Below are 11,869 nucleotides of genomic sequence, written 5' to 3' on the forward strand. Positions count from 1 at the left end.
GTCTTAAACCTGCTCTTTGTCTTTTTGACTCGTTTTGGTCTGATCAGCGGCTTGCTGCTCATCCGTAATTTTCTTTTGCTCAAAATCTGCATCAGTGGTTTCTTTTTTAGCTGCTGATGCTGAATCTTCATCACCAATCGCTTTTTTGAAACCCTTAACAGCAGAACCTAAGTCGCCACCCAATGTGCGTAACTTCTTAGTGCCGAACAACAGAACAATGATCAGTGCAATAATTAACAATTGCCAGATACTGATACCACCCATGCTTACTTTACCTCAGCTTTATGTGGTTAATAACGGAGTGCGCTGTTACACGCAACTATAAGTATAGGCGAAACCTGCGGCAACTATTGTCGACAGGCTCGCCATCCCAGTAACCAAAATACCGTGCCTGATCCCGCTGCAATAGCAGGATAGGTGGTAACATGATCACCGAAAAGTATGGCAGCACACACCATCATGGTGGCACCAATACCAAAATAAAATCTTGCCTTACCTTGGTTACGCCGACTATCCATGAAATTATCATAGAGTGTATCGAGTCGTTGATTCATAACCTTGCCTTGGCGCAAACTGTCGTAAAGTAATTCAGGTAACTCTGGTAACTTTTCAGCCCAAAATGGCGCTTTATTCTTTACTGCATCAATAATGGCTTGTGGGCCAACTTGACGAGACATCCAGTCTTCTAAAAACGGTTTCGCTGTCGCCCATAAATCAAGTTGTGGGTACAACTGTCTACCAAGACCTTCGACATAAAGTAAGGTCTTTTGTAATAGCATTAACTGCGGTTGTACTTCCATATTAAATCGCCGAGCAGTATTGAATAAATTCAACAACACATGGCCAAATGATATTTCACACAACGGCTTTTGAAAAATAGGATCGCACACCGAACGAATCGCCACTTCGAATGCATCAACATTGGTATCTGCGGGCACCCAACCTGAATCAACATGTAATTCGGCAACTTTACGGTAATCTCGATTAAAGAAAGCCAATAAGTTTTCAGCCAAATAACGCTTGTCATCACGATTAAGTGTACCGACGATACCACAATCCAACGCTATCCATTGTGGATCATGTGGGTGCTCATAGGAAACAAAAATATTCCCTGGGTGCATATCTGCGTGAAAGAAACTATCACGGAACACCTGAGTAAAAAATATATTTACTGCATTTTCTGATAATAATTTTAAATTAGTACCATTGGCTTTTAATGCTTCTAGGTTAGAAACCTGAATCCCATAGATCCGTTCCATTACTAACAAATTAACACTGCTGTAATCAGTGAAAACTTCCGGTACATAGAGGCTATCATCACCTTCAAAATTACGTCGAAGTTGGATCCCATTCGCCGCTTCTCGCATTAAATCCAATTCATCGAGTAAGGTTTTTTCATATTCCCTTACCACTTCAACCGGACGTAATCGACGCGCTTCTGGTTGCAGTCGAGAAACTATCTCGGCCATCCTGTACATCAACTTAATATCGGCTTCAATAATCGGACGAATATCAGGACGAATGACTTTAAATACAATTTCGCGACCATTTTCTTTCATCGTCGCGGTATGCACTTGTGCAATCGAAGCTGATGCTAACGCGACTTCATCAAAATCATCAAACCATTGCTCTACCGGACCACCCAATGATGCTTCAATAGTACGTTTTGCCAACTGACCATCAAACGGGGCCACCTGATCTTGCAGTAATGCCAGTTGATCTGCAATATGTGGAGGAAACAAGTCACGCCGAGTCGACATCATTTGACCAAACTTGATCCATACTGGCCCAAGTTCTTGTAATGCTAACCGTAGTCGCTCCCCTAAAGGTTTATCTGGATACTGGTTTTTAATCCAAAATAACGACTTTCGTAATTTTTTTGGTAATTCTGAACGTGGATCTTGTGGAATAAAATCATCCAAACCATAACGTAATTGTACTTCAATGATACGGTAAAGACGTTTGAATTCACGAATAGTCATCATGGCTATTATCGCTCAAGTAACTGATTTAATCGGGCCTCAAAACAGGCCACATCTGATCTCAAGTCATCAACTTGATCAGCAAAGTAAGCTATTTCTAATGGTTGTGGAAATAACTTCCACTCTTCCGTTAGTGTTTGAGCTAAATTTCGCTGGCGCTTAAGTAACCGCTGCTGAATAAACTGACCACTCGATTTCACTCCACTAACAACAGTATGAGCAATAACATCACCACTATAGTGCGACAATTTTTCTTCAATATCGGGTTTTAAGCCGCTCAACAAACTCGAAAAATGTTGCGCTAATTGTAGATCACCTTCAAGGGATAACTTATCGGCTTTAATTAGCTGGGTCACATTAGCTTGTTGACGTAATTCAGGTAATGCCGTTAAATTTAGCGCCAATTGACAATCAACATCCCCTTCATAAACCGCTAGTACATCAATTTGCTGACTAAAAATAAAATATAACGTTTTGCCAAATTCATTCAGAATCACGCTAATCACTTTGCCGCGTAAGCGTGATAAACGACGCTGACTATCAACATCATCTTTTACTAACTGATTAAGCGCCGTTTCTACTGCGCCAGTAACAAATGCATCTATTGGCATAGGGAACCTCAGAACTTATAACCACGGTGCAAAGCAACAATACCGCCAGTTAAATTGTAATAAGTAGTCTGATCAAACCCAGCGTCGTCCATCATACCTTTCAACGTTTCTTGATCAGGGTGCATACGAATAGATTCAGCTAAATAGCGATAACTTTCGCTATCATGTGCAATGATTTCACCGATTTTAGGCAATAAATGAAATGAGTAAGCATCATATATTTTTGATAAAGGCTCTAAAATTGGCTTAGAAAACTCGAGTACTAACAATCGACCACCGGGTTTTAATACGCGGTACATCGAACGTAAAGCTTGTTCTTTATCCGTAACATTACGTAAGCAGAAACTGATCGTAATACAATCAAAATAATTATCAGGAAAAGGTAACTCTTCTGCATTTGCTTGCACGTAACCAACATTACCCACAATGCCACTATCACGCAGTTTACTACGCCCAACCTTTAACATTGAATTGTTAATATCCGCTAGAATCACCTGACCACTATCACCGACCATACGCGAAAATTTAGCGGTTAAATCACCGGTACCACCGCCTAAATCAAGTACTCGTTGGCCACGGCGCACACCACTACAGTCAATCGTAAAACGCTTCCAAACGCGATGAATACCCATCGACATTAAATCATTCATAATGTCGTACTTTGCCGCTACTGAATGGAATACTTCAGCAACCATGGTTGCTTTTTCCTCTTTGGCTACGGTACGAAAGCCAAAGTGGGTGGTGTCTTGTGTGGTGTCCGTCATGCTCAATCCATTATGTGTCCTCGCGCTCATTCTATTATCACAATAAAATAGCTACTGAGGATTAAATTCATTTATTCAACTGGCTTAGTGTACTTGATGGTTGTCGTTTGCTCAAAGTGGTTTACTCTTTAAGCACTACAAATCAGATTCCGTTGTTGAGGTTATATGTGAAAATCCTCTCGCATCATGCAGTTGTGACTGTGATTTTTCAACTAATTGCGGGCTAATATCACGCTTCACTTCTACCCCTAATAACTTGAAGCTTTCAGCTTGGCGAATAATATTCCCCCGTCCACTAACTAACTTATTCATGGCGCTATGATAACTTTGGCTAGCTTTATCTAATGACGAACCTAATCCTTCCATATCCGTCACAAACAAGCGTAATTTGTCGTATAACTTACTCGCTCGATCAGCAATTTCTTTAGCGTTTTGATTTTGATTTTCGTTACGCCATAAATTATTAATGGTTCTCAGTGCCACCAACAAAGTAGTTGGACTGACTAGCATAATATTGAGATCCATCGCATCACGAATCAATTTAGGATCAGCAGCAATCCCAGCTTGAAAAGCAGGTTCAACCGGAATAAACATCAATACATAATCGAGACTTTGGACGCCATGTAGCTGATGATAATCTTTGCGGCTTAAACCTCGCATGTGCGCTCGCATTGAAGCAATATGCTCACTCATTGCCAGTTCCCGCTCTACCACGGTGTCAGCATTAAAGAACCGTTCATAAGCAACCAATGACATTTTAGCATCCACTACGACATCTTTTTGCTGAGGTAAATGCACCACTACATCCGGCTGATAACGTTTGCCATCTTCATTTTCAAGGCTCACTTGGGTTTGATATTCATGCCCTTCACGTAATCCCGATTCGGTTAATACCCGCGCTAATACCACTTCACCCCAATTACCTTGCGCTTTGTTATCACCTTTAAGGGCTTGAGTCAGATTAACCGCTTCCTGCGCCATCTGTTCATTAAGCTGTTTAAGATGATTAATTTGATGCACTAGAGTATGACGTTCGCGGGATTCTTGAGTGAAGTTATCGTTAACTTGTTTTTTAAAACTTTCTAATTGCTCTTTCAATGGCATCAATAAACTCTGAAGACTGATTTTATTCTGCTCATCGACGCTACGGGTTTTATGTTCAAACAATTTATTAGCAAGGCTTTCAAATTGCACCCGTAATCGTTCTTCGGCATTTTCTAGTAGCTGAATTTTTTCTTCGGCTGATTTTTGTTCTTCAAAATGACGCGCATCTTGCTCGCGTAAATCGGCTTCAAGACGAGCATTAATGACACGAGCATTATCTAACTGTGTAGATAAATACTGTTTTTCATTTTGAAGGGCTTCAAAATGGCGCATTTTTTCAACCGCAGCCGATAAATTACCATGCAGTTGTCGAATTTCATGGGTCAAGCGATCACGTTCATCATCCATCTGTTCGAGTTCTTGATTACGTTCGTTTAACTGCTGTTGTAATTGCTGCTCACGTAATTGCAATAACCGTGTATCAGCCTCGGCTTGCTGCTGATGTAATTGCAATGTTTGTTCAAAACGTCCTTTTAACCATAGCATGGTAATAACACTAGCAACTGTCGCGCCAGAGATTGCCGCCAATAGGGAAATCACACCGCCACTCAACCATTCCGTCATATCAAATACTCTACAAAAACCACAAATCCATTTCTGTGGTAAGGCTAAGTCGATACTGGATAAATGTCCAGTTCAGCGGTTTTCATTGGTGATACTAACCTAGCATTCTTTCTAATTGTTACATTCAAACCTAACTTTAATTGCCATCACCACATAAAAATAAAGCCTGTCAGTTTATCACTAACAGGCTCAATAACTGTTGATTCTCTATCTCAAAACAGCAATAACGTTATTCGTTAGTCACTGGAGCTTGATACCAGCTTTTTCCCCATTTTGACCATAAAACAAATAGCCCAGGGATCAATAACCACATTTGTAATGTCATCAACATTGGTGTCGCGAGATCAAGACGTTGAGTCAAACTCACCATCACTCCAGCACCACTCATCTGAAATAAACCTAATAGTGCTGCCGCAGTACCGGCACGATCACCAAACGGTGCTAATGCTTTACCTGCAGATGATCCCAATACAAACGCAAATCCAAATGAACAGATAAAAATAGGCACCATAAAGGCCCATGCCTGATTAATCGAGCTTAGTACCAACATTAATCCACCAGCAACCGCTAAAATAATCAGTCCAGCTTGTAATGTGCCACGAGTGCCAAAACGATCCATAAATTTCGGAGCCACCATACAAGCAATGATATTCAACGCCGCATTAATGCCAAACCATAGTGTAAATTGGTTCATATCGGCCCCAAGATGACTCATCAACCATACAGGTGCGGAAGTCACATACGCTAAAATGACTGCCATCGCTAACATACATAAACTCGCATGGTATAAAAATGTCGGCTCACGCAAAACTGACCAATAACGACTTAAACTCAACGTTGAACCACTAACATGGGTATTCGCCGGACGAGTCTCTTTAAACATCGTCATAATGAACAGCCCTGCCACTAATGCAAATCCCGCCATAAAACTAAAGTTCGAACGCCAACCAAACTCGTGGGTTAACCAAGTACCTAACAAGGGTGCTAAAGCGGGAATAAAACAGATTGCACCATTTAAATAACTGATCATACGACCACTTTTTTCTGCACCAAAGCTATCACGCACACCAGAAAAAGCGGCTACCGACGTTGCACAAGCACCAAAACCTTGTAATAAACGCGCCGTTAATAGCATATCTAAGCTGGTCGCTAAATACGCCATTAAAGCACTAAAGCCATAAATCACAATACCAGCTAATGCAATCGGTCTACGTCCAAAGCGATCTGCTAATGGTCCGGCTAATAATTGCCCTAAACCAAGGCTAAACATAAACAATGTCACTGTATCTTGGACACGTACAGCACTCACCCCAAAACTATCAGCAATAGCAGGAAAAGCAGGTAAATAAATATCAATAGCCAACGGGCTAAATAACACCAAAACCACCATTAAAGTGACTAATTTGGTATCTGTAGAAGGGGTTGTTAACGAAGTCATATGACGTTCCTAAAAGATGATCGCGCCAAGTTTACGATTTTAGAGATATGAATAGAAATGGTATATATTCAATAGCACTTTTCCTTTTTGGAATATCAGTAATGATCGCTATTTAACCCAAATAACGCGATCACTTCAAAAATATAATAAATCCTAACCAATTGACCGTTAGCTAATTGATGCCAATCAACAAACACGCTAACGTAACCGCATCGACTTCATAACTAAATGCCTTCAATGAGCGTTTGTTATTTAAGTTCACAATTTACGCCATCGTTCAGATGACGATCTAATTAAAGGACGAAAACATGCAAGCAGCTATTTCGCAACGTATTGAACAAATCCGCCACTGGCTCGCTGAAAATCAATTAGATGCATTATTAATCCCTCACGAAGATGAATTTCTAGGTGAATACATTCCCGATCATAATGAGCGTCTACATTGGTTAACCGGATTTACTGGCTCTGCAGGCGCTGCCATTATTACCCGTGATAATGCTGCTGTTTTTGTCGATGGTCGTTATGTGGTGCAAGTGCGTAAACAAGTCCCTGCCGATGTATTTCAATACTGCCATCTAATTGAACAACCACCTATACAATGGGCACTTGAAAATTTAGCCGCTGGTAGCAAGGTAGCTATTGATGCTCGTCTTCATAGCGCGGCATGGTTAAACAATGCCATCACTGCAATCGATGGCGAATTAGCCTTGGTAAGTGTTGATGAAAATCCGATTGATCAACTATGGTTAGATCGCCCAGCACCTGTATTGTCTGACGCTCAATTAATGGGACTCGAATTTGTTGGTCAAGCAAGTACAGATAAACGCCAACAAATTGCGGCATTACTAACAACACAAAAAGCCAGTGCGGCCTTTTTAAGTCAGCTCGATAGCATCGCATGGCTACTGAATATTCGTGGGGATGATGTTCATTGTCTGCCAGTATTATTATCAGCTGCCGTTATTCATGATGATGCTTCGGTTGATTTTTATATCGATCACCACCGCTTACCAGCAGGCTTTGCCGCCCATGTCGGTGATGGCGTGACTATCTGTGAACCTGAGCAACTGGCTACAGGTTTAGCTTCTTTAGCGGGTAAGCGAGTACTGTTTGATTCCACCAACAGCAACGCATGGGCAGCACAACAATTGAAAGATGCTGGTGCACTATTGATTGAAGCGGCAAACCCAACCTTACTACCAAAATCCACTAAAAATGCCACCGAAATGGCAGGTATGAAAGCGTGTCATATTCGCGATGGCGTCGCGATCAGTAAATTCTTAGCCTGGATTGATGCGCAAGTTGCGGCAGGTCATTTACTGGATGAAGCCCAATTATCAGATCAACTATGGCAATTCCGTCAGTTAGATCCAAGTTGCAGTGATGTGAGCTTTGATACCATTTCAGCGGCAGCAGGCAATGCGGCAATGTGCCACTACAATCACCTTAACCAACCGCAGCCAAGTAAACTGCAAATGGATACGGTGTACTTAGTCGATTCAGGCGGTCAATACCCAGATGGTACTACCGATATTACTCGTACCATTGCCATTGGCCAGCCGGGTGAAGAGGTTAAGCAAGCCTTTACTTTAGTCTTAAAAGGTCATATTGCTTTGGCATCTGCACGCTTCCCTAAAGGAACAACAGGTAGCCAACTTGATGCGCTAGCCCGTCAACATTTATGGGCGTATGGATTTGATTATGATCATGGTACAGGTCACGGCGTTGGTCACTTTCTAAGTGTTCATGAAGGACCACAACGGATATCTAAAGTCTACAATCCTGTTGCATTACTACCGGGGATGGTGCTGTCGAATGAACCTGGATACTACCGCGCTGATGCATTTGGTATTCGTATTGAAAACCTTGAAGCAGTAGTAGAAGTGGCAACCCAAGGCGATATGTCGGTAATGGGGTTTGAATCGCTAACTCGCGCACCGATTGATAAGCGTTTAATTGATTTAAGCTTATTAACAGCTATCGAACTTACATGGCTTAACCATTACCATCACACCGTGTTTGAGGTTATTAGCCCAGCATTAAGCGGTGATGATTTAGCATGGTTAACTCAAGCAACAGCGCCATTACAACGCTAATTATAACGGCGTATTAATAACAATAAAAAAAGCCAGTGCACCTTCTGCACTGGCTTTTTATTAACCAAAATAAACCACGTCCCAGCCTTTCCACACCACATCAACAAAATTCATTCTCGATCTTTAGCCTTCACTACCAATAAAAACTGTTAATGGACTGGATACTTAAGCATAACTCGTCTTACCTACCGACCCACTTCATACGCTATACGACCACTGATCACCGTCAGTCTAAACGTTTATCCCATCGCAACAGGAGCAGTTGCTGTTGCCCTAATTCTGCAATATCAGCCACCATCAACTGGCGGCTATAGCGCATAAGCTCAACATCAAAAAGCGCAGTGTTTATCGTCATCACCCACTCATTCGGCCATATTTTTAAAATTGGGAACCACTATATTGCGCAATTCAGTTATCGCTATTGCAGGATCGACGGCTTGGGTAATCGCGCTCACAACAGCCACGCCAGTAACCCCTGTACGCCTCACTTTTGCTGCACGCTCAATAGTGATCCCCCCTATCGCCACCGTTGGTACACGATCACCAATCAGTTTTTGATAAAGTGCTAATCGACTCACTCCTTGAGGTAATGACGACATGGCGTTAGTTGATGTCGTAAAGATATGACCCAAAGTGATATAACTAGGTTGGTATTCAAGCGCACGTAAAATCTCATAATAACCATGGGTAGAGATTCCAAGCCGCAATCCCGCTTGCTGAATCGCAGCTAAATGAGCACTATCAAGATCGTCTTGGCCAAGATGGACCCCATAAGCATGGTATTTAATTGCCAGCGACCAATAGTCATTAATGAATACTTGTGCTGAGGCTGATTCTCCAGCAGCAACGGCAGATTGAATTTGATTTTCAAGATCAGATGCTTGTGGGTTATTGATTCGTAATTGAGCCGAGTTAACACCAAATTGTAAAACTCTCTCAATCCAATCACTGCTATCAACTAGTGCATATAAATCAAGCTGACTCGCATCTAAAGCGGCAAAGGGTGCCACCGCCTGACTATCTGTTAACCAGCCAATTTGTTTTATTTGAGGATGATTTACCGTTAAAGCACGAGGAAATACCTTAGCCTTTGAGGGCCAAATCAGTTCGCCCTGAGCATGCTGATTATGATCTTGATAACTCCGAGCATGGGCACGTGCCAATACCAACGCGTCCTCTAATGGATAATCAAGCGCAAGAGCCACCAATAACATGGCTCGTTGTGCCTCACTCGCGCCACTATGATGACAAGACACTGCTCGAGCCTGTCCTTGATGGTGCCAAATATCAATACAACCATCACTCGCAGGGAATCCACATAGCACCAAGCTAGGATCGGCGGCGACTTTTTGTTGCAACTCGGCTAATTCAGAAAAAGGGGCGAGCCACTGATCCCAGATTTGATAAGTTGGGGATGCACAATGTTCATCTGCAGCGACAAAATTAAACGCTAATGAACATTCCTTAGTCATTGTCTTAATATGAATTAACGGCTCACTGTTATTAACCGTTACTGTCACCGTTTCACCTAGTTGATATAACTCAGCAGGTATTAATAATGGCTCGATATGCATCAATAATGGCATTAAATGAAGGGGTAGCGATAAAGTGCTAATTGGTTAATCCTCTTTTAGCAGGGTGATAAAACTCACTGCCACGAGCACGAAATTTAACCGATTTTTGTTCCATGCCTACACGAGGATTATCACTAACCGTAATATCTACCGATGATAGCGTTTTCGTATAATCTCGAACTTCTTGAGAGATTTTCATTGAGCAAAATTGGGGTCTACACATTAAACAAAAATGGGTCACTTTCCCAGATTCCTGCGGTAAGGTTTGATCGTGATAGTCTCGAACAGCTTGTGGGTCAAAGCTTAAATTGATCTTCCCAAAGAAACCCAAACCGACCTTTTAGTACGAACTTGTGATCCTTGGTGGCCTTTTACTAAGTCTGCCGCATACGTGCACTGCTTGTACGTGATCAAACCGACTTTTACATCATCTTTATTTGATAATACGTCAAACACCACTTTGCCATAATTGAACCACCATGAGAAATAATCCCAAGTCGTCATTTGGTACATAACGTAATAAAGTCGCATCATTAATGGTAAAAGAATCACACTCAGTAATAGATGATAAAAAGCCGTGTAATTACACGGCTTTTTATGGCAGATAATCACAACACGGATTATTGCGAGATAAGCACATCACATTTGAGATTTTTTGCCAATGTCTCACTAACATCACCAAAAATATGAATACTAGACTTGTGATAACCAGTGATGACTAAATTAGCTTCAACTTTTTCAGCAAGCTCTTCTAAATGTTTCGCAATATCACCATTAGCAATATGTAATCCTGCAACAGGGTAAGATGAAACAGCGGCTAGATCTGATAATTGTGTCATCCGTTGTTTTGCAATCGCATCGTGCTCTTCTTGCAATTCAATTTCAACATCAATAAAACTAACATTTCCAACACCAGGTTCAACATAAGCAATATGTAATTCAGCATTATTTTGCTCAGCAATAACTCCGGCCTTCACCATTAATTTATGAGCATATTTATCTTCAGGGTTAACAGCAAGTAAGATTGTTTGATATAGCGACATAGCTTATCTCCGTGAGCCAATGCTCAATAGTGAATTTCTTAGTTATGATTATGATGCTATAAATGTAGCTATACAACCAACTATATGCCGACATTTTAATATAAGCTTAAATCAATGATTGCAGTTATCGAGAGTATTAACCAACTCAACAAGCGATTATTATGACGGTTTTTAATCATTACCTTTAACTGAAACGAGATACCAATGAGCCAATATTTATTACTAGGATTCATCGCAATCGGTGGTGCATTCGGCGCCTGCTCACGATACTTAATTTCTGAGTTTTGCGTTATTTTATTTGGCCGTGGCTTCCCATACGGAACATTAACCGTCAATATTATTGGCTCGCTAATTATGGGGCTATTAATGTCAGGGCTAAATCAAGGAATGATAGAAGCGGCACCATGGCGTCCAATGATAGGCTTAGGCTTTCTTGGCGCATTAACCACTTTCTCTACCTTTTCAATGGATAACATTGTAATGATGCAACAAGGTGAGTTTATCAAAGCAGGCTTAAACATCGTGCTTAACGTAACCGTCAGTCTGTTTGCTTGTTATATTGGCTATCAACTAATGATGAAAAGCTAATAAACATTCAAACATATAACCGCCGCAAGGCGGTTTTTTTTCATCAAAACGCAGGAAACGCAGGAAACGCAGGAAACGCAGGAAACGCAGGAAACGCAGGAAACG

11 protein-coding genes and 1 pseudogene are annotated in these 11,869 nt (G+C 41.4%); 2 read left to right on the forward strand and 10 right to left on the reverse strand.

Annotation, left to right across the window (positions count from 1 at the left end):
- Positions 1–3 precede the first annotated feature (3 nt).
- The 6 genes from tatA to GLP24_RS14555 all read right to left on the reverse strand — a co-directional run bounded on the left by tatA (position 4) and on the right by GLP24_RS14555 (position 6,463).
- Positions 4–264, reverse strand: a complete 261-nt coding sequence (tatA, locus tag GLP24_RS14530; protein ID WP_101769524.1) for a Sec-independent protein translocase subunit TatA — start codon at positions 262–264, stop codon at positions 4–6.
- An 83-nt stretch (positions 265–347) separates the two neighbouring features.
- Positions 348–1,985 carry a ubiquinone biosynthesis regulatory protein kinase UbiB gene (ubiB, locus tag GLP24_RS14535; RefSeq protein ID WP_193435477.1) on the reverse strand — a complete coding sequence of 546 codons (1,638 nt, stop codon included), beginning with the start codon at positions 1,983–1,985 and terminating at the stop codon, positions 348–350.
- Positions 1,986–1,990: 5 nt separating this feature from the next.
- Positions 1,991–2,593, reverse strand: a complete 603-nt coding sequence (locus tag GLP24_RS14540) for a ubiquinone biosynthesis accessory factor UbiJ (RefSeq protein WP_101769523.1) — start codon at positions 2,591–2,593, stop codon at positions 1,991–1,993.
- Positions 2,594–2,601: 8 nt separating this feature from the next.
- Complete coding sequence (gene ubiE, locus GLP24_RS14545) at positions 2,602–3,357, reverse strand: bifunctional demethylmenaquinone methyltransferase/2-methoxy-6-polyprenyl-1,4-benzoquinol methylase UbiE (RefSeq protein WP_101769522.1); 756 nt, start codon at positions 3,355–3,357, stop codon at positions 2,602–2,604.
- Positions 3,358–3,492: 135 nt separating this feature from the next.
- Complete coding sequence (rmuC, locus tag GLP24_RS14550) at positions 3,493–5,025, reverse strand: DNA recombination protein RmuC (RefSeq protein WP_232576196.1); 1,533 nt, start codon at positions 5,023–5,025, stop codon at positions 3,493–3,495.
- 229 nt (positions 5,026–5,254) lie between these two features.
- Entirely contained in the window at positions 5,255–6,463 is a 1,209-nt protein-coding gene (locus GLP24_RS14555) for a multidrug effflux MFS transporter (protein ID WP_101769520.1), read from the reverse strand.
- A gap of 308 nt (positions 6,464–6,771) precedes the next feature.
- Here GLP24_RS14555 and GLP24_RS14560 point away from each other — a divergent pair, with 308 nt between their 5' ends.
- Positions 6,772–8,559 carry an aminopeptidase P family protein gene (locus GLP24_RS14560; protein ID WP_232616192.1) on the forward strand — a complete coding sequence of 596 codons (1,788 nt, stop codon included), beginning with the start codon at positions 6,772–6,774 and terminating at the stop codon, positions 8,557–8,559.
- A 226-nt stretch (positions 8,560–8,785) separates the two neighbouring features.
- On the opposite strand, the gene GLP24_RS19865 is transcribed toward GLP24_RS14560, so the two are convergent.
- The 4 genes and pseudogenes from GLP24_RS19865 to GLP24_RS14575 all read right to left on the reverse strand — a co-directional run bounded on the left by GLP24_RS19865 (position 8,786) and on the right by GLP24_RS14575 (position 11,176).
- Positions 8,786–8,914 carry a hypothetical protein gene (locus tag GLP24_RS19865; protein WP_265576739.1) on the reverse strand — a complete coding sequence of 43 codons (129 nt, stop codon included), beginning with the start codon at positions 8,912–8,914 and terminating at the stop codon, positions 8,786–8,788.
- A 7-nt stretch (positions 8,915–8,921) separates the two neighbouring features.
- Positions 8,922–10,133: a thiamine phosphate synthase gene (gene thiE / locus GLP24_RS14565; RefSeq protein WP_232616193.1), complete on the reverse strand. Its 1,212-nt coding sequence runs from the start codon at positions 10,131–10,133 to the stop codon at positions 8,922–8,924.
- A 37-nt stretch (positions 10,134–10,170) separates the two neighbouring features.
- Positions 10,171–10,577, reverse strand: a pseudogene (locus tag GLP24_RS14570) (phosphomethylpyrimidine synthase ThiC); the annotation flags it as partial.
- A 176-nt stretch (positions 10,578–10,753) separates the two neighbouring features.
- The gene (locus tag GLP24_RS14575) at positions 10,754–11,176 is read right to left on the reverse strand and encodes a universal stress protein (protein WP_101769516.1); all 423 of its coding nucleotides are present in this window, start codon (positions 11,174–11,176) and stop codon (positions 10,754–10,756) included.
- Between the two features lie 204 nt (positions 11,177–11,380).
- On the opposite strand from GLP24_RS14575, the gene crcB reads away from it, so the two are divergent.
- Positions 11,381–11,764: a fluoride efflux transporter CrcB gene (gene crcB, locus GLP24_RS14580; RefSeq protein ID WP_101769515.1), complete on the forward strand. Its 384-nt coding sequence runs from the start codon at positions 11,381–11,383 to the stop codon at positions 11,762–11,764.
- Positions 11,765–11,869 lie beyond the last annotated feature (105 nt).

The organism is Photobacterium carnosum, from assembly GCF_021236965.1.
Taxonomy (GTDB): domain Bacteria; phylum Pseudomonadota; class Gammaproteobacteria; order Enterobacterales; family Vibrionaceae; genus Photobacterium; species Photobacterium carnosum.